Source organism: Acrocarpospora phusangensis, from assembly GCF_016862995.1.
GTDB classification, from domain to species: Bacteria; Actinomycetota; Actinomycetes; order Streptosporangiales; family Streptosporangiaceae; genus Acrocarpospora; species Acrocarpospora phusangensis.
In genome coordinates this window covers 37,837-60,008 of record NZ_BOOA01000017.1, presented here as the reverse complement: position 1 = coordinate 60,008, position 22,172 = coordinate 37,837, and the positions used below count along the sequence as shown (strand labels likewise).

At 70.6% G+C, this 22,172-nt stretch carries 21 protein-coding genes; 16 read left to right on the top strand and 5 right to left on the bottom strand.

All coding sequences use genetic code 11. The annotated features are described in order from the left end of the window. Positions 1–112: 112 nt before the first annotated feature. The 14 genes from infB (at position 113) to Aph01nite_RS41400 (ending at position 16,787) form a co-directional block, all read left to right on the top strand. Positions 113–3,319 carry a translation initiation factor IF-2 gene (gene infB / locus Aph01nite_RS12800; RefSeq protein ID WP_204041055.1) on the top strand — a complete coding sequence of 1,069 codons (3,207 nt, stop codon included), beginning with the start codon at positions 113–115 and terminating at the stop codon, positions 3,317–3,319. A gap of 93 nt (positions 3,320–3,412) precedes the next feature. Beyond that, a complete protein-coding gene (locus tag Aph01nite_RS12795; RefSeq protein ID WP_204041054.1) occupies positions 3,413–3,709 on the top strand; it encodes a DUF503 domain-containing protein in 297 nt (98 codons plus the stop codon). 49 nt (positions 3,710–3,758) lie between these two features. Further along, positions 3,759–4,223, top strand: a complete 465-nt coding sequence (rbfA, locus tag Aph01nite_RS12790) for a 30S ribosome-binding factor RbfA (RefSeq protein ID WP_204041114.1) — start codon at positions 3,759–3,761, stop codon at positions 4,221–4,223. Further along, the gene (locus Aph01nite_RS12785; protein WP_204041053.1) at positions 4,220–5,263 is read left to right on the top strand and encodes a DHH family phosphoesterase; all 1,044 of its coding nucleotides are present in this window, start codon (positions 4,220–4,222) and stop codon (positions 5,261–5,263) included. Before rbfA ends, Aph01nite_RS12785 begins: the two co-directional genes overlap by 4 nt. After that, on the top strand, positions 5,260–6,144 hold the full coding sequence (gene truB, locus Aph01nite_RS12780; protein WP_204041052.1) for a tRNA pseudouridine(55) synthase TruB: 885 nt from the start codon (positions 5,260–5,262) through the stop codon (positions 6,142–6,144). The genes Aph01nite_RS12785 and truB overlap by 4 nt, the downstream gene beginning before the upstream one ends. 43 nt (positions 6,145–6,187) lie before the next feature. Next, positions 6,188–7,150, top strand: a complete 963-nt coding sequence (locus Aph01nite_RS12775; protein ID WP_204041113.1) for a bifunctional riboflavin kinase/FAD synthetase — start codon at positions 6,188–6,190, stop codon at positions 7,148–7,150. 163 nt (positions 7,151–7,313) lie between these two features. Then, a complete protein-coding gene (locus Aph01nite_RS12770) occupies positions 7,314–8,336 on the top strand; it encodes a DUF6461 domain-containing protein (protein ID WP_204041051.1) in 1,023 nt (340 codons plus the stop codon). A gap of 159 nt (positions 8,337–8,495) precedes the next feature. Continuing rightward, positions 8,496–8,765, top strand: a complete 270-nt coding sequence (gene rpsO / locus Aph01nite_RS12765) for a 30S ribosomal protein S15 (protein ID WP_204041050.1) — start codon at positions 8,496–8,498, stop codon at positions 8,763–8,765. 311 nt (positions 8,766–9,076) lie between these two features. Beyond that, complete coding sequence (locus Aph01nite_RS12760; protein ID WP_204041049.1) at positions 9,077–11,410, top strand: polyribonucleotide nucleotidyltransferase; 2,334 nt, start codon at positions 9,077–9,079, stop codon at positions 11,408–11,410. Next, on the top strand, positions 11,407–12,726 hold the full coding sequence (locus tag Aph01nite_RS12755) for a M16 family metallopeptidase (protein ID WP_204041048.1): 1,320 nt from the start codon (positions 11,407–11,409) through the stop codon (positions 12,724–12,726). Before Aph01nite_RS12760 ends, Aph01nite_RS12755 begins: the two co-directional genes overlap by 4 nt. 384 nt (positions 12,727–13,110) lie before the next feature. Continuing rightward, positions 13,111–13,848 (top strand): 4-hydroxy-tetrahydrodipicolinate reductase, encoded by a 738-nt coding sequence (gene dapB / locus Aph01nite_RS12750; RefSeq protein WP_204041047.1) that lies wholly within the window; start codon positions 13,111–13,113, stop codon positions 13,846–13,848. 698 nt (positions 13,849–14,546) lie between these two features. Continuing rightward, the gene (locus Aph01nite_RS12745; RefSeq protein WP_204041046.1) at positions 14,547–15,758 is read left to right on the top strand and encodes an MFS transporter; all 1,212 of its coding nucleotides are present in this window, start codon (positions 14,547–14,549) and stop codon (positions 15,756–15,758) included. 316 nt (positions 15,759–16,074) lie between these two features. Beyond that, positions 16,075–16,653 carry an ArsR/SmtB family transcription factor gene (locus Aph01nite_RS12740; RefSeq protein WP_239161629.1) on the top strand — a complete coding sequence of 193 codons (579 nt, stop codon included), beginning with the start codon at positions 16,075–16,077 and terminating at the stop codon, positions 16,651–16,653. Then, on the top strand, positions 16,581–16,787 hold the full coding sequence (locus tag Aph01nite_RS41400; RefSeq protein ID WP_239161641.1) for an SRPBCC domain-containing protein: 207 nt from the start codon (positions 16,581–16,583) through the stop codon (positions 16,785–16,787). Before Aph01nite_RS12740 ends, Aph01nite_RS41400 begins: the two co-directional genes overlap by 73 nt. Positions 16,788–16,964: 177 nt before the next feature. On the opposite strand, the gene Aph01nite_RS12735 is transcribed toward Aph01nite_RS41400, so the two are convergent. From Aph01nite_RS12735 to Aph01nite_RS12725, 3 genes are read right to left on the bottom strand one after another with little or no spacing between them, the layout of a single operon-like run. After that, positions 16,965–17,837: a 1,4-dihydroxy-2-naphthoate polyprenyltransferase gene (locus Aph01nite_RS12735; RefSeq protein WP_204041045.1), complete on the bottom strand. Its 873-nt coding sequence runs from the start codon at positions 17,835–17,837 to the stop codon at positions 16,965–16,967. 9 nt (positions 17,838–17,846) lie between these two features. Then, entirely contained in the window at positions 17,847–18,452 is a 606-nt protein-coding gene (locus tag Aph01nite_RS12730) for a GNAT family N-acetyltransferase (protein ID WP_204041044.1), read from the bottom strand. 38 nt (positions 18,453–18,490) lie between these two features. Further along, complete coding sequence (locus Aph01nite_RS12725; protein ID WP_204041043.1) at positions 18,491–19,036, bottom strand: CGNR zinc finger domain-containing protein; 546 nt, start codon at positions 19,034–19,036, stop codon at positions 18,491–18,493. Here Aph01nite_RS12725 and Aph01nite_RS12720 point away from each other — a divergent pair. Next, a complete protein-coding gene (locus Aph01nite_RS12720; RefSeq protein ID WP_204041042.1) occupies positions 19,035–19,253 on the top strand; it encodes a hypothetical protein in 219 nt (72 codons plus the stop codon). The genes Aph01nite_RS12725 and Aph01nite_RS12720 overlap by 2 nt on opposite strands. 25 nt (positions 19,254–19,278) lie before the next feature. On the opposite strand, the gene Aph01nite_RS12715 is transcribed toward Aph01nite_RS12720, so the two are convergent. Then, positions 19,279–20,670 carry an aminotransferase-like domain-containing protein gene (locus Aph01nite_RS12715; RefSeq protein ID WP_204041041.1) on the bottom strand — a complete coding sequence of 464 codons (1,392 nt, stop codon included), beginning with the start codon at positions 20,668–20,670 and terminating at the stop codon, positions 19,279–19,281. Between Aph01nite_RS12715 and Aph01nite_RS12710 the strand changes: the two genes are divergently transcribed. Next, positions 20,669–21,646, top strand: a complete 978-nt coding sequence (locus tag Aph01nite_RS12710) for a DMT family transporter (RefSeq protein WP_204041040.1) — start codon at positions 20,669–20,671, stop codon at positions 21,644–21,646. The genes Aph01nite_RS12715 and Aph01nite_RS12710 overlap by 2 nt on opposite strands. On the opposite strand, the gene Aph01nite_RS12705 is transcribed toward Aph01nite_RS12710, so the two are convergent. Next, positions 21,643–22,143 (bottom strand): winged helix-turn-helix domain-containing protein, encoded by a 501-nt coding sequence (locus Aph01nite_RS12705; protein WP_204041039.1) that lies wholly within the window; start codon positions 22,141–22,143, stop codon positions 21,643–21,645. The two genes, Aph01nite_RS12710 and Aph01nite_RS12705, sit on opposite strands and share 4 nt — an antisense overlap. Positions 22,144–22,172 lie beyond the last annotated feature (29 nt).

Here is a 22,172-nt window from a genome sequence, read left to right as displayed (position 1 = left end):
GTTGATGGGCGGAGTCAGATTGCTATGAGCGCCTGATGAGCACGCGGCAATGAGTACGTCCAGGTAGCGACGGTCCGGCGGCACAGCCTCCCGGGCCGAGTTAGGGAGTGCAGTGGCGAAGGTCCGGGTATACGAGCTCGCCAAGGAGTTCGGCGTTGAGAGCAAGGTCGTGATGGCCAAGCTCACCGAAATGGGCGAGTTCGTGCGATCGGCTTCTTCAACGATAGAAGCGCCGGTCGTCCGTAAACTGACGGAGGCGTTCGGTAAGGGCGACTCCAGGGGCGGGAAGCCGACCCCACGGCCGCAGCCGAGGCCGCAGCCCCGGCCGGCTGACAGCCAGGCTTCGAGCCAGGCAGGCCAGACCGGAAACGGCGCCGCGGCGGCGCCCGTTTCCCCGATTCCATCCGCTCCGGCTCCGGAGGGCGGCATCCGCCCCGGGCCGAAGCCGGGACCGCGGCCGATGCCGCGTCCCGTTCCGATGCCGCACCCGGCTCCGCAGCCCGCGCCCCAGGCCGAGGCTCCGCGTCCGGCGGCTCCGGAACAGCCCCGCCCGGAGGTCCGTCCCGAGGCGCCGCGTCCCGCGGCGGCCGCGCCGGGCCCTCGTCCCGGCGCGCCCTCGGGTGGCCCGAAGCCCGGCCCCCGGCCGACTCCGGCTCCCCGTCCCGGCGTTCCCGGGGCTCCGTCCGGCGGTGCCCGCGGTGAGCGCCCGTCGGGTCCCGGCGGCCCGAAGCCGGGTCCGCGTGGCCCGCGTCCGGGCAACAACCCGTTCTCTTCCAACGCCAGCGGCATGGGCCAGCGCCCGGCGCGTCCGGGTGCTCCCGGTGGCGACCGTCCGGACCGTCCCGACCGGGGCGAGCACCGCGGCGACCGTCCCGACCGCGGTCCGCGTGAGGACCGTGGCCCGCGCGAGGACCGCGGTCCCCGCGAGCCGCGCCGCGACGGCGACCGTGGTCCGCGTCCCGGCGGTCCGCGTCCCGGTCCGGGTGCGGGCGGTCCCCGTCCCGGTCCGGTCGGCGCGGGTGGCCCGCGTCCCGGCCCCGGTGCCGGTGGTCCGCGTCCGCCCGCGCCCGCGGGCGCGGGTGGTCCGCGTCCGGGCGGTCCGCGTCCGAACCCGTCGATGATGCCGCAGGGCCGGCCTTCCGGTCCGGGTGGCGGCGGTGGCGGCGCAGGTCGTCCCGGTGGCGGCGGGCGTCCCGGCGGTGGCGGCGGTGGCCGTCCCAGTGGTGTCGGCGGCGGTGGCCGTCCGGGTGGCGGCGGCGGTTTCGCCGGTCGTCCCGGTGGCGGCGGTGGCGGCGGCGCCGGTCGTCCCGGTGGTCCCGGTGGCGGTCCCGGTGGCGGTGGCGGCGGTTTCGCCGGTCGTCCCGGTGGCGGCGGCCGTGGCCGCGGCGGCGGCACGGCGGGCGCGTTCGGCCGTCCGGGCGGGCGTCCCACGCGTGGCCGCAAGTCCAAGCGCCAGCGGCGTCAAGAGTTCGACAACATGTCGGCTCCGGCGATCGGCGGCGTGCAGGCTCCCCGTGGCGGCGGTCAGACGATCCGCCTCCCGCGCGGCGCCTCGCTGTCGGACTTCGCCGACCGGATCGGCGCCAACCCGGCCGCGCTGGTGCAGATCATGCTGCACCTCGGCGAGATGGTGACCGCGACCCAGTCGGTCAACGAGGAGACCCTGCAGCTGCTCGGCGCGGAGCTGGACTACGTCGTCCAGGTCGTCAGCCCCGAGGAGGAGGACCGCGAGCTGCTGGAGTCCTTCAAGATCGAGTTCGGTGAGGACGAGGGCGACGAGGCCGACCTCGCGCCGCGTCCGCCGGTCGTGACCGTCATGGGTCACGTCGACCACGGTAAGACCAAGCTGCTGGACGCCATCCGCAACACCAACGTGGTGGCCCGTGAGGCCGGTGGCATCACCCAGCACATCGGCGCCTACCAGGTCTCCACCGAGCACGAGGGCGAAGACCGGAAGATCACCTTCATCGACACCCCGGGTCACGAGGCGTTCACCGCCATGCGTGCCCGAGGCGCGCAGGCCACCGACATCGCCGTCCTGGTGGTCGCGGCCGACGACGGTGTGAAGCCGCAGACCATCGAGGCGCTCAACCACGCCCAGGCGGCCGACGTGCCGATCGTGGTCGCGGTCAACAAGGTCGACAAGGAGGGCGCGGACCCGACCAAGGTCAGGGCCCAGCTCACCGAGTACGGCCTGGTCGCCGAGGAGTTCGGTGGCGCCACGATGTTCGTCGACATCTCGGCCAAGCAGGGCACCGGCATCGACAACCTGCTCGAGGCGATCCTGCTGACCGCCGACGCCGAGCTGGACCTCCGGGCCAACCCGGACATGGACGCGCAGGGCCTGGCCATCGAAGCCCACCTGGACAAGGGCCGCGGCCCCGTGGCGACCGTGCTCGTGCAGCGCGGCACCCTGCGGGTCGGCGACTCGATCGTCTGTGGCGAGGCGTTCGGCCGCGTCCGGGCCATGCTGGACGACAACCTCGACACCGTCGAGGAAGCCGACCCGTCCCGTCCGGTCCAGGTGCTCGGCCTCACGGCCGTGCCCCGCGCCGGTGACAACTTCCTGGTCGTCAACGACGACCGGATGGCCCGGCAGATCGCCCAGCAGCGGGCGGCTCGCCAGCGCATCGCGGAGATGGCCAAGGCCGGTCGCCGCCGTACGCTCGAAGAGCTGTTCAGCGACTACGAGAAGGGCAAGATCGACGAGCTCAAGCTCATCATCAAGGGTGACGTGTCCGGTTCGGTGGAAGCACTGGAGGACGCGCTGCTCAAGATCGATGTGGGCGAGGAGGTCAACCTCCGGGTGCTGCACCGCGCGGTCGGCGCGATCACGGAGTACGACGTCAACCTGGCGATCGCGGACGACAACGCCGTGATCATCGGCTTCAACGTGCGGCCCGAGGTCCGGGCCCGCGACCTGGCCGAGCGCGAGGGCGTCGACATCCGTTACTACTCGGTCATCTACCAGGCGATCGAGGAGATCGAGGCGGCCCTCAAGGGCATGCTCAAGCCGGAGTTCGAGGAGGTCAGGACCGGCACCGCCGAGGTCCGCGAGGTCTTCAAGGTCCCGCGGATCGGCAACGTCGCCGGCTCCCTGGTCCGCTCGGGCGTCATCACCCGCAACAGCAAGGCGCGGATCATCCGCGACGGCGTGGTCGTGGCCGACAACCTCACGGTCACCTCGCTGCGCCGCTTCAAGGACGACGCGACCGAGGTCCGCGAGGGCTACGAGTGCGGTATCGGTGTCGGCTACAACGACATCAAGATCGACGACGTCATCGAGACCTTCGAGATGCAGGAGAAGCCCCGCGCCTGAGGCTCAGCAGTAACCGGTTCCCGGGTCCGGCAGGACCCGGGAACCGTCCCGTCCTCACGACCCTCGCGTCAGGGTTAATTGACGCTCACACACATGTATGTCGGTGCTCTGACGTTGGACATCCTGCTCGGCGAGGTGCACTCGCTGAAGGAGAAGCGTTCGGTGATCCGCCCCCTCGTGGCCGAGGTGAAACGCCGTTTCCCGGCGGTCGCCGTGGCCGAGACCGGCCACCAGGAGCTGCATCGGCGGGCGGAGATCGGCATCGCCGTGGTCTCCGGTTCCGCCGTCAACTGCGGCGAGGTGCTGGACGCCTGCGAGCGGGTGATCGCCTTCCATCCGGAGATCGAGTTGCTGTCGGCGCGACATCGGCTCTTCAACGACGAGGAATAAGGCGGCTGCATGCCAGCGTCAGCCGTACATTGAAGGAAAGGGGATCGCGATCATGGACGCCGCGCGAGCCAGGAAGCTCGCGGACCGGATTCAGCAGATCGTCGCCGAGATGCTGGAGCGCCGGATCAAGGATCCTCGGCTCGGTTTCGTGACCATCACCGACAGCCGGGTCACCAACGATCTGAGCGAGGCCACCGTGTTCTACACGGTGTTCGGATCCGAAGCCGAGCGCAAGGACACCGCCGCCGCGCTGGAGAGCGCCAAGGGCATCATCCGCTCCGAGGTCGGCAGGCAGACCGGGCTGCGGCACACGCCCACGCTCGTGTTCACCCACGACCCGCTGCCGGACAGCGCCCGCCACCTCGACGAGCTGCTCGCCGAGGCCAAGGCCCGGGACGAGGAGATCGCCAAGCGGGCCGAGGGGGCCGAGTACGCCGGCGACGCCGATCCGTACAAGCGGGACGAGGAAGAGGACGAGGACGTGCCGGGGCATGTAGGACGCGCCGCCACGTGACCTCGGATCTCACCTCGGATCTCGGTTCGGAGCTCGGTTCGGCTCGACCCCGGCCGCCCGCGGTCGCGGAAGCGGACTGGCAGCGTGCGGTCGATCTGGTGCGCGGTCACGACACCGTCGCGCTGGCCTGCCACGTCACTCCCGACGGCGACGCGCTCGGCTCCATGCTCGCGTTCGGGCAGGCGCTGCGGCAGACCGGCCGGCGGGTGGTGGCCTCCTTCGGGGACCGCTCGTTCGCGGTGCCCAGGCTGCTGCGTTTCCTGCCGGGCCAGGACCTGCTGGTGCCGCCCGGCGAGTTCCCGGCCGCGCCCGAGCTGATGCTCACGTTCGACGCGTCCACCCGGGACCGGCTCGGCCTGCTCATCCCGGCCGCCCGCGCGGCCGGGGAGCTGGTGGTCGTGGACCACCACGCCTCCAACACCCGCTTCGGCACGCTGCACCTGGTGGATCCGCGGGCCGCCGCCACCTCGGTGCTGGTCGAGGAGCTGATCAACCGGCTCGGCCTGCGGGTGGACAAACCTATCGCCACCTGCCTGTACGCGGCGCTGGTGACCGACACGGGCTCGTTCCGCTACTCCTCCACCACCCCGGCCGTGCACGCCATGGCCGGCCGGCTGCTGGCGGCCGGGCTCAACCCGGACGAGATCGCCCGCGAGCTGTGGGACCGTTCGCCCTTCGGCTATCTGGGGGTGCTGGGCGCCGCGCTGTCCAGGGCCGTGCTGGAGCCGGACTCCGCCGGGGGCGCGGGCCTGGTCTGGACGTACGTGACGCGGGCGGACCGCGCGCTCAACGCCTTGCCGTACGACGAGGTGGAGGGCGTGATCGACGTGATCCGCAAGGTGGACGGCGTGGACGTGGCCGTGGTCCTCAAGGAGGACGACGCGGGCGCCTGGAACGTCTCCACCCGCTCGAAGGGCGCGGTCGACGTCGGCCGCGCCTGCGCGGCGCTGGGCGGCGGCGGCCATCCCAGCGCGGCCGGTTTCTCCGCCACCGAACCCCCGGACCAGACGATGGCCCGGCTACGGGAGATGCTCTCTTGAACGGCAAACGCACCCCGCCGCCGAGCGGGCTCGTGATCGTGGACAAACCCGCGGGCTGGACCTCGCACGACGTGGTGGCCAAGATGCGCGGCATCGCGGGCACCCGCAAGGTCGGCCACGCGGGCACGCTGGACCCGATGGCCACCGGCGTGCTGGTGGTCGGCGTGGAGAAGGCGACCCGGCTGCTGGGGCATCTGGCGCTGACCGAGAAGGTGTACGAGGCGACGATCCGGCTCGGGGTGGCCACCAACACCGACGACGCGGAGGGCGAGATCACCGCGGTCACGCCCGCCGGGCACGTCACCGACGCGGCCGTGCTGGCCGGGACCGCCGCCCTGACCGGTGCGATCATGCAGGTTCCGCCGCAGGTCAGCGCCATCAAGGTGAACGGGGAGCGGGCGTACAAGCGGGCCCGCGCGGGCGAGGAGATGGAACTCCAGGCACGGCCGCTGACCGTGCGCGCCTTCGACGTGACCGCCATCCGGCGGGACGGCGACACGGTCGACGTGGACGCTGTGATCACCTGCTCGTCCGGCACGTACATCCGGGCGCTCGCCCGCGACCTGGGCGCGGGTCTGGGGGTGGGCGGGCATCTGACGTATCTCCGGCGCACGAGGGTCGGGCCGTACACGGACGGCAGGACGCTGGAGGAGCTCCAGAAGGAGTGCGTGATCATGCCCATCGCGGACGCGGTGGCGGCGGCCTTCCCGCGCAGGGACGTGACCGAGGAGGAGGCCCGGCTCGTCGCGCACGGCGGCCGGCTGCCCGCGGCCGGCCTCGGCGCCGGGCCGATCGGGGTCTTCGGGCCGGACGGCACGCTGCTCTCGCTGGTGGAGGAGCGGCAGGGGGCGGCCAAGCCCCTCGCCGTCTTCGTGGCATGAGGCGTGTGGCACGCTTGTCTTCTCATCGATGATTGGGGTCGACGTGCAGGGCTGGCACGGACTGGACGACGTGCCCGGGGACTGGGGCAGATCCGTCGTCACGATCGGCGTGTTCGACGGAGTGCACCGGGGTCACCAGCAGATGGTGGCGCGGGCGGTCGCCAAGGCGCGCGAGCTCGGCGTGGCCGCGGTGGCGGTGACCTTCGAGCCGCATCCGGACGAGGTGATCCGTCCCGGCAGTCACCCGCCCCAGCTCACCCAGCAGCGCCGCCGCACCGAGCTCCTCGGCGAGCTGGGCGTGGACGCGGTGCTCGTGCTGCCGTTCACGCTGGCCTTCTCGCGGATGAGCCCGGACGAGTTCGTGCAGACCGCCCTGGTGGACCGGCTGCACGCGGCCGGGGTCGTGGTGGGGGAGAACTTCCGGTTCGGCCACAAGGCGGCCGGCGACCTGGAGACCCTGCGCACCCTGGGCGAGAAGTACGACTTCGTGGCCGAGGGCGTGCCGCTGGTCAGCGACGGCGAGGCGATCTCCTCGACCCTGGTCAGGGAGCGTCTGGCCGCCGGTGACGTGGCCGCCGCCGCCCAGTCGCTGGGCCGCCCGCACCGGGTGGAGGGCGTGGTCGTGCGCGGCCATCAGCGGGGGCGGGCGCTCGGCTTCCCCACCGCGAACGTGGAGTCGCCGCTCTACACGGCCATCCCGGCCGACGGGGTCTACGCGGGCTGGCTGCTGGTGACGCAGTCGCCCTCGCCGTACGAGGGGGAGCGGTGGCCGGCCGCGATCTCCATCGGCACCAACCCCACCTTCTCCGGCGTGGAGCGCACCGTCGAGGCGTACGCGCTGGACCGCGACGACCTGGACCTGTACGGCGCGCACGTGGCCGTGGATTTCGGCATCCGCCTCCGCGACACCCTGAAATTTTCCTCAATTGAGGCGCTAATCGACCAAATGCGTGCCGACGTGGACGAGGCGCGTGACTTCACTGACACGGAAAGCTCCGCGATATAGCCGATCCGGGCGTAATGTCGCCGTGAACTATCTCTCTGGTGTTGGCTGACTTCCCAGAGTGCCGGAACCCCGCTCCTGGGACCGGCGTGCACGGTACGACTATCCGACTTGGTCCCGCTCGCGCGCCCGCGGGCGGGACCCCGGCTTTCACTGGCGGCAGCACATGGCTGACGATCTTCTTGAGTACTACCGGCACCTGCTCGACAAGCACTGGATCCTCCGCGAGGGCGCCTGCGTCTGCTGGATCGGCGACGCCACGAAACCCCTGGCGGCCCGACATTTCGGCATGGACCTGGTCGGGCCCTCGCCGCAGACGCTGCTGGAGGTGGCCGAGGAGGCCGACGGCGCCGGGGAGCACGCCCCCGCCATCGTCATCCTGGACCAGCTCCAGGACGGCTGGGCCCTGTCCGTGGAGCCGCGCGGCGCCGAGGCCATCCGTCCCGAGGTGATGCGCGGCCTGTCCGAGCGGAGCACGGCCTTCGCGGTCAGCTTCGGCGAGCGCCCCGAGTTCGCGCTGTACCGCCTGGGCGCGCGGATCGGCCACGTGCAGCAGGCGACGGGACGCTGGGGCGCGGCCCCGCACGAGCTGGACGAGCCGATGAAGGGCCTGCCGTGCGCGGAGGGCTCGCCGGAGGACACCTGGAAGGAGGCGGCGCTGGCGCTGGGGGAGCGCATCACCGGTGTGCGCCTGGACGCGGACCGCCTGGGCGAGAACCTGGACCGGTACACCATCCTGCGCCGCAAGCCGGTGGATCCGGTGCCGCTGGCGCTGCGCGAGCATCCGGTCGCCCGGGATCCCGAGTTCGCCGCCATCCTGGCCGACCCGGCGGCGCGGCGCCGGACGATCGCGGTGCTGGCCGCCCGGCAGGCGGTCGCCGACACGGGGGTGAGCGGGCCCGAGGTGACGGCCGCGCTGCGCTCCATCGGCACGATGGCGTCGCGGCCCATGGGCGCCGGCGGCCGGCTGGACGCGGCGGCGCTGCGGGCGGGCCTGCGCACCATGCTCCCGGGGCTGGACGGGGAGCGGGCGCAGGCGGTCAAGGTGCTGATCGCGGCCCTGGACCCGGACGACGCCCTCGCGGCCGGGGAGTCGACCCAGGTGGGCTGGCGGATCCGCTCGGGCGGGGCCGAGGCGGAGGTGCGCTGGACGATCCTGCGGACGTGCGCCCGGATGCCGTCGCCCTGATCCGGCCCCGCCAGATCTAGGTCGGGGTGCTGAGCTGCGGTGGTAACCTTGAGCGTCGGCTGAGTATTCGTCGGCCTCGTCACGGCGACTGTAGGCACGCACGGTCGTTCGAGGGCTTGGAAATTCGTTTACCGCGTGCCTCCCAAAGAAGGAGTGAGAGTGTCGCTCGACACCGCCACCACGAAGGCCATCATCAGCGAATACGGCACCGCCGAAGGTGACACCGGTTCGCCCGAGGTCCAGATCGCGCTGCTGAGCCGGCGCATCAGCGACCTCACCGAGCACCTCAAGACGCACAAGCACGACCACCACAGCCGCCGCGGCCTGCTCCTGCTGGTCGGCCGCCGCCGTCGCCTGCTCAAGTACCTGCAGGCCAAGGACATCACGCGGTACCGTACGCTGATCGAGCGGCTGGGTCTGCGCCGATAGCGTGAAAGGAGCGGCGACACCTTCGCCGCTCCTTTCCCATATACGAGTCTCGTAAGCACGAGGCCCGCAGGAAAACTGAATAGCCGAAAGGGAGAGGAAGCCGGAAGGCGGACTCGACCCCGAGAACCAGTGCCCCGCGTCCGCACAGCAAGCACGACACGCGCGATCCCGCGGCGTGAGAGGGCCGGTCCTCGGTAGTGGCCCCCGGTCAAGGTGAACCGGGCGCTTCGATCGAAGACCGGCACTGCACCAACGGGGAGCCGGCGCAACACTCACGGACGTGGGGTGACCGACCGAAAAGGAGGTCCCCCGTGGAGGGTGTCCACAGCACGGAAGCCGTCATCGACAACGGCTCATTCGGCACGCGTACCATCCGGTTCGAGACCGGGCGGCTGGCCCGGCAGGCGGCCGGTTCCGCCGTCGTCTACCTGGACGACGAGACCATGGTCCTGTCCGCGACCACGGCTTCCAAGAGCCCCAAGGAGAACCTCGACTTCTTCCCGCTCACGGTGGACGTCGAGGAGCGCATGTACGCGGCGGGCCGCATCCCCGGCTCGTTCTTCCGGCGTGAGGGCCGGCCGTCCGAGGACGCGATCCTCACCTGCCGCCTGATCGACCGGCCGCTGCGCCCGTCCTTCGTCAAGGGCCTGCGCAACGAGATCCAGGTCGTGGCGACGGTCATGTCGCTTCACCCCGACCACCTCTACGACGTGGTCGCGATCAACGCGGCGAGCCTGTCCACCCAGCTCGCCGGGCTGCCGTTCTCCGGCCCCATCGGCGGCGTCCGGGTGGCGCTCATCAGCGGCCAGTGGGTGGCCTTCCCCACCCACACCGAGCTGGAGGGCGCGACCTTCGACATGGTCGTGGCCGGCCGCGTGCTCGCCGACGGCGACGTCGCGATCATGATGGTGGAGGCGGAGTCCACCAAGGACACGCTGAAGCTGGTCGCCGAGGGCGCGGTCGCGCCCACCGAGGAGACCATCGCCCAGGGCCTGGAGGCGGCCAAGCCGTTCATCAAGGTGCTGTGCGACGCGCAGTCCAAGGTGGCCGAGGTGGCCGCCAAGGAGACCGCCGAGTACCCGATCTTCCTGGACTACCAGGAGGACGCGTACCAGGCAGTGGAGAGCGCGATCCGCAGCGAGCTGGCCACGGCGCTCACCATCGCCGCCAAGCAGGACCGCGAGACCGAGATCGACCGGGTCAAGGCGCTGGCCGCGGAGAAGCTGCTGGCCGACTTCGAAGGCCGGGAGAAGGAGATCTCCGCCGCCTTCCGCAGCGTCACCAAGAAGCTCATGCGGGAACGCGTGATCAACGAGGGCGTGCGCATCGACGGGCGTGGCCCGAAGGACATCCGGCAGCTCAACGCCGAGGTCCACGTGGTGCCGCGGGTGCACGGCTCGGCCCTGTTCGAGCGCGGCGAGACCCAGATCCTGGGCATCACCACGCTGAACATGCTCCGCATGGAGCAGATGATCGACACGCTCAACCCCGAGCGCACCAAGCGGTACATGCACAACTACAACTTCCCGCCGTACTCCACCGGCGAGACCGGCCGGGTGGGCTCGCCCAAGCGGCGTGAGATCGGCCACGGCGCGCTGGCCGAGCGGGCGCTCATCCCGGTGCTGCCGACCCGCGAGGAGTTCCCGTACGCGATCCGCCAGGTGTCCGAGGCGCTCGGCTCCAACGGCTCCACCTCGATGGGTTCGGTCTGTGCCTCCACGATGGCGCTGCTGGACGCGGGTGTGCCGCTGAAGGAGATGGTCGCGGGCATCGCGATGGGCCTCATCGGCGAGGGCGACCAGTTCATCACGCTGACCGACATCCTCGGCGCCGAGGACGCCATGGGCGACATGGACTTCAAGGTCGCCGGCACCAAGGACGTCATCACCGCGCTGCAGCTGGACACCAAGCTGGACGGAATCCCGGCCTCGGTGCTGGCGGCCGCGCTCAAGCAGGCCCGCGGGGCCCGCCTGGCCATCCTGGACGTCATGCAGGAGGCCATCGACTCGCCGGCCGAGATGAACCCGACCGCGCCGCGGATCATCACCATCAAGGTCCCGGTCGACAAGATCGGCGAAGTCATCGGCCCCAAGGGCAAGATGATCAACCAGATCCAGGACGACACCGGCGCCGAGATCACCATCGAGGACGACGGCACCATCTACATCGGCGCCACCGACGGCCCGGCGGCCGAGGCGGCGCGCAGCGCGATCAACGCGATCGCCAACCCGCACATGCCGGAGGTCGGCGAGCGCTACCTGGGCACGGTCGTCAAGATCGCCGCCTTCGGCGCGTTCGTCTCGCTGATGCCCGGCAAGGACGGACTGCTGCACGTCTCCCAGATCCGCAAGCTGCACGGCGGCAAGCGGATCGAGAACGTCGAGGACGTGATGGGCGTCGGCGAGAAGATCCAGGTGGAGATCGCCGAGATCGACGCGCGCGGCAAGCTGTCCCTGGTCCCGGTCGAGGTCGTGGAGAAGGAGGCCGCCGAGAAGGCGGCCCGCGCCGAGGCCGGCGAGCCCGAGCCCGCGCCCGAGGCGCGCGAGCCCAGGGAGCCCAGGGAGTCCCGGGAGTCCCGCGACGAGCGGTCCGACCGGCCGCGCCGCAGCCGCACCCGCGGCGGGCGCGACGAGCGCAACTCGTGAGCGTGACCACCACCAGCACGTTGTTCCCCGGGAAGGACGGCGCCGGCGTCGTACGCCGCACCGTCCTTCCCGGCGGGCTCCGGGTGGTGACCGAGACCATGCCGACCGTGCGCAGCGTCGCGGTCGGCGCCTGGGTGGGCATCGGGTCGCGGGACGAGGCCCCCGAGCACACGGGGGCCACCCACTTCCTGGAGCACCTGCTGTTCAAGGGCACTCCGACCAGGGACGCGATGGAGATCTCCGCCTCCATCGAGGGCATCGGCGGCGAGATCAACGCGTTCACCGCCAAGGAGTACACCTGCTACTACGCGCGGGTCCTGGACGAGGACCTGCCGCTGGCCATCGACGTCCTGGCCGACGTGGTGACCTCCTCGCTGATCAGCGACGCGGACGTGGAGTCCGAGCGTGGCGTGATCCTGGAGGAGATCGCCATGCACGACGACGACCCCTCCGACGTGGTGCACGAGGCCTTCGCCGAGCAGCTCTACGGCGACACGCCCATCGGGCGGCCCATCCTCGGCAACGACGACTCCATCAACGCCCTCACCCGGGACCGCATCCACGAGTACTACCAGCGGTACTACCTGCCCTCGCACACCGTCATCTCGGTGGCGGGGAACGTGTCGCACGAGCGGGTGGTCGAGCTGGTGGCGGCCGCCTACGAGCGGGCCGGCGCGTTCGGCGGGACCGGCGAGCCGATCGCGCCCCGGCTGGACGGCCCCGGCGTGGCCGAACGCTCCGGCGTGCGGGTCGTGGACCGGCCGACCGAGCAGGCCAACCTGGTGCTCGGGACCACCGGCGTCAGCAGGACCGACGAGCGGCGGTTCGCGCTCGGGGTGCTGAACGCGGCGCTCGGGGGCGGCATGTCGTCGCGGCTGTTCCAGGAGATCCGGGAGAAGCGCGGGCTGGCCTACTCCGCGTACAGCTACACCTCGCAGTACGCGGACACCGGGCAGTTCGGGATCTACGTCGGGTGCCTGCCGTCCAAGATCGACGATGTGTTGAAGATCTGCAGGGACGAGGTGGCCAGGGTGGTCGCCGACGGGCTCACCGATGAGGAGATCGCGCGCGGGAAGGGCCAGATGCGGGGCGGTCTCGTACTCGGCCTGGAGGACACCGGTTCCCGGATGTCCAGAATCGGCAAGAGCGAACTCGTCTACGACCACTTGATGTCGGTCGACGAGGTTCTCACCCGAATCGAGTCCGTCACCCCCGACGCCATCGCCGACATCGCGTCCACCATCCTCAGCCGTCCCCTGACCCTCGCCGTCATCGGCCCCTACGGCGACAAGGACTTCAGCTACGCCATCGCCTGACCAGAGGCCCGCGTTATGCGGGCCTCTGGCTTCTCTCTTTACGGCTATCGCCCACCACCCCCGCCCGCCGTCCCCGGATCGCACCGTTCCCGGCGCTCACCATCGCTCCCGCCCCGCTGCCTTACGGCGGTCGGTTGCCATCTCTGCTCGCGGTTCCGGGATCGTGTCATTTGCTGCATTGGCGTGTTGCTGTAGCCCGGGTGCGAGATGACGCGGGTGATCGGCGGCCGACCGCTCGCGCCGGGTGGTCGCCGCCGTTTCTGTTCCGCTGGTATTACGCCCATCGGCTGCTATCTCCGCCCGTCGTTCCGGGGTCGCGGTGCATCCCGAGGGCAGTGTCGTTCCCGTTCCTTGTCGTCATGGGTGGGGCGATAGCCTTGGGCAATGATTCGAGTTGGGGTGCTTGGGGCCCGCGGGCGGGTGGGGGTTGAGGTCTGCAAGGCTGTGCACGCGGCCGCGGACATGGAGCTGGTCGGGGCGGTCGACAAGGACGATCCGCTGGAGTTGCTGGCTCCGGCGGAGGTCGTGGTCGACTTCACGCACCCCGACGTGGTCATGGGGAATCTTGAGTGGTGCATCTCGCGGGGGATTCATCCGGTTGTGGGGACCACGGGGTTCGATGGGGACCGGCTGGAGCGGGTGCGGGAGATGCTCGCGGCCAATCCCGGGACCAATGCGCTGATCGCGCCCAACTTCGGGATCGCGGCCGTGTTGATGATGCATTTCGCGCAGCAGGCGGCCAAGTACTTCGAGTCGGTTGAGATCGTGGAGCTTCATCATCCGGGGAAGGCGGACGCGCCGTCGGGGACGGCTCGGCGGACGGCTGAACTGGTGGCCGAAGCGCGGCGCAAGGCCGGGCTCGGGCCTTCACCCGATGCGACCACGCAGGAGATCGACGGAGCCCGGGGCGCGGACGTCGACGGTGTGCATGTTCACGCGGTGCGTCTGGCGGCTCTCATCGCCCACCAGGAAGTCATCCTCGGCGGCGAAGGCGAAGTCCTCACCATCCGTCACGACACCATGAACCGCTCCTCCTTCACCCCCGGAGTCCTCCTCGGCGTCCGCCGGGTCCGCTCCCTTCCCGGCCTGACTGTAGGCCTGGACGCCCTCCTCGATCTCTAACTCCACGAGCACCATCGCCGTCCCGGCCAGCCCGCTGATCGCGGTGCGGCCTGGACGCCCTCCTCGATCTCTAACTCCACGGGCACCATCGCCGTCCGGGCCAGCCCGCTGATCGCGGTGCGGCCTGGACGCCCTCCTCGACATCTGACCCCACCCCCGGCAAGCCGACTCCCGCTTGCCGGGGTTCTCACCCACTTCGCCGCTGCCCAACCTTTCCGGCCTGGTTGTGCCGGAGACAGGTGACAGCGTTCGCCGGTCCCCTGCGGGAGCGACATCATTGAGACCGGCACTGAGTCCTATCGGCTCGCCCAGCGGGCGCCGGGTATCCGGCTGCTTCGCCCGGGTCTCCGCGGTTAGCCGCGAAGTGGCGGTATCACCGCAGGCGAATCCCCTTCAGTCCCCGGGCCGAAAAGCAGTTGAGGCGACAGCCATGGTGAACCAGGATCCCACCCATGCCGAACACGACGCCCCTATGTCCCGACCCGTCGCTCTCATCACCGGTGCGGGCGGACGCACCGTCGGCATCGGAGCCGTCGTGGCGCGAAGCCACGCCACGATCGGCTGGGATATCGCGTTCTGTCCCCGAGCCCTGCCGAACCTGATGAGCAAACGCCGCTGCTAGTTACGGGCCCGGTATCGCCGCGATCAACCGGTAGGCGCGGTTCGGCCCAAGGAAGTTTCGGGGAGCATCCCAGTTCATGACCGATACGTTCACGACGAAGGCCACCTATGGCCAGGTCTTCGCGGTCACCCAGTTCCGTGCCCTGTTCGCCGCTCGGCTGCTTGGCGTCATGTCGGACACGCTGCGGTCCGTCGCGCTGGCGGTGCTGGTGTTCAGCCAGACCAGCTCTCCGTTGCTGACGGCGGTGGCGTTCACGATCGGCTTCCTTCCCCAAGCGGCGGGCGGCCTGTTTCTGGCCGCGATGGCGGATCGGTTCTCGCCGCGGACCCTCATCACCACGGGCTACGCACTCCAGTGCGCGGTCGGACTGCTGCTCGCGTTCGCGCACCTCCCGGTCGCGGTGAGCCTGCTGCTCGTCGCGGCCGTGGCCTGTCTGACGCCGGTCACCACCGGGGCCGCGGGCCGAGTCCTGGCGGAGATCCTCACCGGCGATACCTACGTGCTTGGGCGTTCGCTGAACTACCTGGTCGCGGTTGCGGCGCAGTTGGTGGGGATGGCCGCTGGTGGGGCGTTGACCACGTGGCTGGGCGTGGAGCGGACGATGCTGGTCACCGCGGGGGCGCACCTGCTCGCGTTGGTGATCAGCCGCCTGTTCCTGTCGCGCACCGAGGTGGTTCGCGTGGGTGGGTCGATCGTGCGTAAGACCTTGCAGGGTAACGCCGCGCTCGTCGCCGCCCCCGGGGTCGCCAAGCTGATCATGGTCCACTGCCTGCCGGCCGCGTACTTGGCCGCGGCGGGAAGCTTGCTCATTCCGTACTCCGCGCAGCGTGCGTTCGGCCCGACGGAGACCGGCCTGCTGTTGGCGGCCACGTCGGTCGGCATGCTCATCGGCGACGTCGTGGTCGGGCGGGCATTCGGGCCTGCCACCCGAGAACGACTTGTCCTGCCATTGCTGCTGATCATGGGTACGCCTTCGCTCGCGCTCGTCCTGGACCTGCCGTATCCGGCGGTCGCCGCGGCGTACGTGATCACTGGGGTGGGATCCGCCTACCTGCTCGGCCTGCAGCGACGCTTTCTGGAGGCGGTACCGTCCGAGCTCCAGGGACAGGGGTTCGCGCTGCTCAACACAACCACCATGACCATCCAGGGGATCGGACCCCTAGTCTTCGGCGTGTTCGCGGAATTCCTTTCGGTCGGCCTCGTGATCGCCCTGACCGGGGTGAGCAGCGTGGCCACCACACTCCTCCTGCGCGACGCGATCCGCCCACGCACGTCCGGCCGAACCTGACGACCAAACGCTGCTCCTGGTCACGCGCGGGCTCACCGACCATGACTAGCCACGTTGTGCCGCCACGCGATTGTCCGCAGGGTTTCTCCCACCCGCCCACCCTTCATTGCCCTGCGGGCCACCCAGCTCGTCGCCCTGCGGGCGTCCCCGCGCGCACCCCTGCGGGTGTCATTGCCTTGCGGGTGTCCATTGCTGGATCAGCTCCCGAGTGCGCCCTGCGTAGGCGCGTCTTGACATGCAGCCTTTTGGCTGCCTAAGTTAAAGGCAGCCTTTTGGCTGCATATCGACAGGTGGCAATCCGGGGACGAGGGCGGGCATGGACGAGGTGTTCAAGGCGCTGGCCGATCCGAGCCGGCGCGCGCTGCTCGACTCGCTCAACGCCCGCAACGGGCAGACGCTGCGTGAGCTGTGCGCGGGACTCGACATGGCCAGGCAGTCCGTCAGCAAGCACCTCGCGGTGCTGGAGGAGGCCGGGCTCGTCGCCACCGTGCGGCGGGGCCGGGAGAAGCTGCACTACCTCAACGCCGCGCCCGTGCACGAGATCGCCCACCGGTGGATCAGCCGTTACGACCGGGCCAGGGTCCAAGCCCTGGCGGACCTGAAACTCGCCCTAGAGGAGACCCCGATGGACGCGCCGACCTTCGTCTACACCACCTACATCCGAACCACCCCGCAGAAGCTCTGGCAGGCGCTGACCGACCCCGCCTTCACCCGCCGCTACTGGGCCACGGAGTTCACCACGGACTGGTCCGTCGGCTCCTCTCCTACAGCTGGCACACCGTCACCCCGGAACTCGCCAAACGCTTCGGCTGGGACGACGAACTGCTCTCCCGGCTGTCCGGCGAAACCCGCTCAAAGGTCACCTTCACGATCGAGGAGTCCGCACAGGTCGTGAAACTCACCGTCATACACGACGGCTTCGAGCCCGGATCGGCCCTGGCCGAGATGGTCAGCCACGGCTGGCCGAACGTGGTGGCAAGCCTCAAGACGCTCCTGGAAACCGGCGAACCCCTGCCAGCCGACGCGTGATCCCCAGGGCGACCAGCCGGCGAGGCCAGGTCGCGACCGCAAGCACTGCAGTGCCGCGGTCATGCCGATGGTCCCGCGTGCGAGTACTGCAGAGTGGTGGCCGTGGCCGGAGCGGGGCGGGGCGGGCAGAGCGCCAGCTCAGAAAGGGTGGGCGGGTGGGAGAACCCCCGTCAGATGTCAGGAGAGCGCCAGGCCGAGTGTGAAGAGGGCGCCGAAGGCCAGTTGGAGGCGGGCGGTTTGTTGGAGGGTGGCGATCAAGGCAGGGCCGGTGGCGCCTTCGCGGATGGATTTGATGGGGGCGATGGCGAGGAAGCCCGAAAGGAGGGTGAGGGCGGTGAAGGGGGCGATGGGGGTGAGGGCTAGGACGACGCCGAAGGGGAGGAGCAAGCAGGCGATGTAGAGGGCCCGCGTACGGGGGTCGCCGAGAAGGACCGCGAGAGTACGTTTGCCCGCGGGGGTGTCGGTGGCGATGTCGCGAAGGTTGTTGACGATCAGGAGCGCGCAGGCGAGCAGCCCCACGGGTACGGCCGCGGCAACGGCGAGCCAGGGAAGCCCTTCGACCTGGACGTACGTGGTGCCCGCCACCGCGACGAGCCCGAAGAAGACGAAGACGGAGAGCTCGCCGAGCGCGCGGTAGCCGTACGGACGGGAGCCGCCGGTATAGAACCACGCGGCCAGGATGCTGAGCGCCCCGACGGCGAGCAGCCACCACGCCCGCGTGACGATGACGAGAACGAGCCCGGCGACGGCGGCGGCGAGGAAGCTGCCCAGGGCGGCCCGGAGCACCTGGGGACCGGTCGCGACACCGGAACCGACCAGCCGCATCGGCCCGACCCGATCGGTGTCGGTGCCCTTCACCCCATCGCTGTAGTCGTTGGCGTAGTTGACGCCGACCTGCAGCGCGAGCGCCACGAACAGCGCCAGCAGCGCCCGCCACCAGACCCAGCCGTCGGCCTGAACCGCCACCCCGGTACCGACCGCCACAGGAACGACGGCCGCGGGAAGGGTACGCGGGCGCGCGCCCGCCAGCCATTGTGCAGGAGTTGCCACGATGAAGCCTCAGCTGATGTCGGTGCCCAGCCGGATCATCCGGATCGGGCGGCCCATGTCGAGCACCCGCTCGGCCATGTCCTCACCCCACCCAGCGGACTCCAGGAACCCGAGCATCGGGTGATTGTCGGCGAAGACCCAGGTCACAACGGCGCTGTAACCGTCTTCGCGGAGATGGTCGACGGTCGCGTTGAGCAGGCGGCTGCCGTGCCCGCGCCGGATGTGGTTGGGGTCCACCAGGAGCGTCAGCAGTTCGGCGGTGGTCGCCGGATGCAGGTCGGGATCCTCGGCCGGCCCGTGCGAGGCCAGCCCGACCACCCGGTCGGAGGCCCGCTCGTACGACGGCGGAGCCAGGATGCCTCCGGGCCCGAGAGCGCTCCAGTGGTCGGTGTCCATGACGACCCGCTCCACCGCGACGAGCACCCGGTGGCGGGGGCTGGGCGGGGACAGGATGGCCTCGTCCCACTGGCGCCGCCACATCTTCTCCGCCGCGGCCCCGGTCATCTGCTCCAGCGGGCCAGGCGGCAGGAATTCCCGGTAACCCTGCTTCCACGCCCGAATCTGGGTGCTCGTCACCGCGTCGACGTCTTCGAGACGGGCAGGTCTAACACCCATTGGGCCGGCTCCTTTCTGTGCCTGTAACACCGTACTGGTCAGGAGGGCCTCGCCGAACCTTCCGCCTGGCGTCGTGCCCGATATGTCCTGGTTTTCGTTCGATTTCCGCAGACGCGCATCGAGCACCATGAGCGGGAACGGTTCTTGGACGAATCGAGGAACGCCCATTGGCACGTGCCCTCGACGCACACCTTAAGGCGTGGCCAGCTTCCGTCGGCATGACTGGCCGAGATCAGTGCCGCGATCCTCGCCAGGCCGCCCGGCACCCCGGTCATGCTCGGCTCCAGCCCGGGCGCCCCCTGGACCAGCGTCACGTGCAGCGGAAGCGCCGCGAGAGCCGCCGCCAGCTCGGGCGGGGCGTCCCGCGTCTCGCCGTCGTGATTGTGCCGCAGCGTGATCCTCAGCCCTTCCCGCAGCCGTACGGCGACCGCCAGGTCGCGGTCCACGGCCCGCGCGCCGGGTTCGGCCAGGCCGCGCTCCCGCAGCCACACCGCCAGCTCGGCGGGGGACGCCAGCTCGTCTATGCCCCCTTCGACGTCGTAGGTGTTCACGAAGTCGCGGAGCAGCTCGGCCGGACTGGACATGGTCACCTCCAAAACCACTGTACGGGAGTTGCAGGTTGCCGGAATAATAGACACCGGTGTAACGCTTTTGCTGGTGTTAGAACTTCCCGAGGAGGAAACCATGCACGTCAGCTGGCTGGCCTACCTGGCCTATGAACAGAAGAAGCGGCGGGCACGCATCGAACGCTTACTCAACGACGACATCCCCACCGCCAAGCGGGCACGCAAGCACCTCTGAGTCATCCGCTGACTCACCCGCTGAGTCATCCGCGTTCGAACGCGGACGCCAGCCGGACCACGCCCTCGGTGAGCTCCGCGTGGTCGGCGGGAGCCGTGTGGGTGAGCCGGATCCGGGGACCGGGCGGTTCCGCGGGGTAGTAGATCGCGCCGGGGCTGACCAGCGCCCCCGCCCGGTGCGCGCGTTCCACCAGCGCGGGTTCGTCGGTCTCGTCCGGAAGGCGTACCCACAGATGCAGGCCGCCGGGTGGGACCAGGTGGACCTCGGCGGCGGGCAGGTGGCGGGCGAGCAACGTGAGCAGCAGGCGCTGGCGTTCGCCGATCTCCCGGCGCGCGGCGAGGAGGTGGCGCCGCCAGGCGGGCGAGGTGACGAACTCGACGGCCGTCTCCTGCAGCGGCCTGGCCACGAAGAACGACTCCACCACCTGGCTGGCGCGCAGCCGGCGCGCCGCGGGCCCGCGCGCGATCAGCCCGGCCACCCGCAGGCTGGGCGCCGAGATCTTGCTCAGCGACAGCACATGGACGACCGTGCCGTGGTCGTCCATGCTGACCAGCGCCGGAGGCGGCGTGCTGGTGGCCAGATAGCGCGAGAAATCGTCTTCGATGATGAACGCGCCGGCCGCCCGCGCCACGGCCAGCACCTGCTCCCGCCGCTCCGGCGTCAGCGTCGCCCCGGTCGGATTGTGCAGCGTCGGCTGGCAGTAGAAGACCCGCGCCCCCGTCACCGCGAACGCCTCCGCCAGCAGCTCGGGCCGCACCCCGTCCCGATCGACCGGTACGGCGACCGCCCGCAACCCCGCCAGCTTCGCCGTCGCCAGCGCCCCCGGATACGTCGGCGTCTCCACCAGCACCGGCTCACCCGGCGCGGCCAGTGCGCGGAACGCATGACTCAACGCCGCCTGCCCGCCGCTGACCACCAGCACGTCGTTGCGCGAAACCCCGACTTCCCCGGCGAACCACCGTCGCAACTCGGGCAGACCGCTCAATGGCGGCAACGCCCACGCGTCCGGCCGCCGTACGGCCCTGGCCGCCGCGGCCGACAGTTCGCGCGCCGGACGCAGATTCGCGTTGAGATAGCCCCCGGTCAGCGGGATCACGCCCTCACCCGGCTCGGCCAGCAGCCCCGCGACCCCGGTGTCGTCCACCACCCGGTCGCCCAGCGCCACTGTCTGCCACGACGAATCCGACGCCTCCGAGGACGCGCGGCGTCCGGGCGCCGCGAAAGCACCGCTACCCGGGCGAGTGATCACCCGTCCTTCGGCGGTCAGGCGCGCGATGGCCCGCGACACGGTCACCGGGCTGACTCCCAGCTCCCGGACCAGCTCCCGGCTGGATCGCAGCTTCGCGCCGGGCCCGAGCCGGTGGGCCTCCTCGCGGAGGATGTCGGCCACCTTGGCGATACTGCTATCCTCATTCATGAGAGATAAGAATAGCGCTATCGCCCCCGGTTCAGTAGCGCTCGCCGAGAGCCCCGCGGAACCCCCCGTCCCGTCCGAGACGGACCGGAGGGTGGCCTGGCGGGGCACGATGCTCGCGGCGCTCGGCGTGCTGGCCTTCTCGATGACGTTTCCGGGCACCGTGTTCGCGATGCGCGGGTTCGACCCCTACCTCGTGGCGATCGGCAGGGCGGTCCTCGCGGCGGCGGTCGCGGCCGTCTGCCTCCTGGTGGCCCGCGTTCCGCTGCTGCCACCCCGCCGGCATCTCCGTTCGTACATCCTGACGTCCCTGGCCGTCGTCTTCGGGTTCCCCCTGTTCAGTGGCCTCGCCCTGTACGGCGGCGCGAGCACGTCCCACTCGGCCGTGGTGATCGGGCTGCTCCCGGCGGCCACGGCCGCGTTCGCGGTGCTGCGCGCGGGGGAGCGGCCCCGGCCGATGTTCTGGGTCGCGGGCGGGCTGGGCGCGGTGTCGATCACCGTCTTCACCCTCGGCCAGGGCGGCGGCCGGCTCTCGGTGGCCGACCTGCTGCTCGTGCTGGCGCTGCTGTCGGCCGGATTCGGCTACACCGAGGGCGCCAAGCTGTCCCGGGAGACCCCGGGCTGGCGCGTCATCTCGTACGCGCTGGTGGTGGCCGTGCCGGTCTCCCTCCCCGTGACGATCGTCCTGGCGTTCACCACCGAGATCCGCCCGTCCTTCGAGGCGTTCGCAGGATTCGCCTGGGTCGGGGTGATCTCGATGTTCCTCGGCTTCGTCCCCTGGTACGCCGGTCTCGCCATGGGCGGCATCGCCAGAGCCGGCCAGACCCAGCTGCTCCAGCCGCTGCTCACCCTGCTCTGGGCCTGGCTCCTGCTCTCGGAGGACTTCGGCGCGTCCACCGTGGTGGCCGCCCTGGCCGTCCTGGTCTGTGTGGCCGCGACCCAGCGTGCCCGGATCGGGGCGATGCCACCGCGGGGTTAGGGGGACGCTGTTTCGGATGGCGTCGGGGGCCAGTGCTCCGGTGGTGAGGCGAAGGTGCCCCGGTAGGGGACGGTGAAGACCCAGCCCTCGGTGCGGAGCAGGGCGATGGCCTGGCGGATGGTGGCCTTGGCGACGCCGTGCTCCAGCATGAGGGTGCGTTCGCTGGGGATCGGGCGGTTGGCGCCGATCTCGCCGGATCTGATGGTGTCCGCGATCTCGTCGGCGATCTGGCGGTAGAGGGGGGCGAGGTAGGAGGCGCGGGGGGTGCCGGGCGTGCCGACGAACGAGCCTTCGCCGGGCACGGTGTGGATGAGCCGGCGGTCGCGGAGCTCCCGGTGCACCCGGCGGGCCGTCATCTGCGCGATGCCGTAGTCGCGCTTGAGTTCGGTCTCGCTGGGCACCGGTTCCCCGGGGCTGAGGTCCCCTTTGACGATCTGTTCCCCCACGATGTCGGCGATCTGCCGGTAAAGCGGTATGTGGCCGTCCCTATCGAGCATGCTCGTATTATAGACGTCTCCATACGATG

What these genes read in the sequence shown, in the direction of transcription:
- Aph01nite_RS12795 (WP_204041054.1), top strand. Translation starts at nt 3,413, where the DNA reads ATGTATGTCGGTGCTCTGACGTTGGACATCCTGCTCGGCGAGGTGCAC.
- Aph01nite_RS12770 (WP_204041051.1), top strand. Translation starts at nt 7,314, where the DNA reads ATGGCTGACGATCTTCTTGAGTACTACCGGCACCTGCTCGACAAGCAC.
- dapB (WP_204041047.1), top strand. Translation starts at nt 13,111, where the DNA reads ATGATTCGAGTTGGGGTGCTTGGGGCCCGCGGGCGGGTGGGGGTTGAG.
- Aph01nite_RS12745 (WP_204041046.1), top strand. Translation starts at nt 14,547, where the DNA reads ATGACCGATACGTTCACGACGAAGGCCACCTATGGCCAGGTCTTCGCG.
- Aph01nite_RS12740 (WP_239161629.1), top strand. Translation starts at nt 16,075, where the DNA reads ATGGACGAGGTGTTCAAGGCGCTGGCCGATCCGAGCCGGCGCGCGCTG.
- Aph01nite_RS12730 (WP_204041044.1), bottom strand. Translation starts at nt 18,452, where the DNA reads ATGGGTGTTAGACCTGCCCGTCTCGAAGACGTCGACGCGGTGACGAGC.
- Aph01nite_RS12720 (WP_204041042.1), top strand. Translation starts at nt 19,035, where the DNA reads ATGGTCACCTCCAAAACCACTGTACGGGAGTTGCAGGTTGCCGGAATA.
- Aph01nite_RS12725 (WP_204041043.1), bottom strand. Translation starts at nt 19,036, where the DNA reads ATGTCCAGTCCGGCCGAGCTGCTCCGCGACTTCGTGAACACCTACGAC.
- Aph01nite_RS12710 (WP_204041040.1), top strand. Translation starts at nt 20,669, where the DNA reads ATGAGAGATAAGAATAGCGCTATCGCCCCCGGTTCAGTAGCGCTCGCC.
- Aph01nite_RS12715 (WP_204041041.1), bottom strand. Translation starts at nt 20,670, where the DNA reads ATGAATGAGGATAGCAGTATCGCCAAGGTGGCCGACATCCTCCGCGAG.
- Aph01nite_RS12705 (WP_204041039.1), bottom strand. Translation starts at nt 22,143, where the DNA reads ATGCTCGATAGGGACGGCCACATACCGCTTTACCGGCAGATCGCCGAC.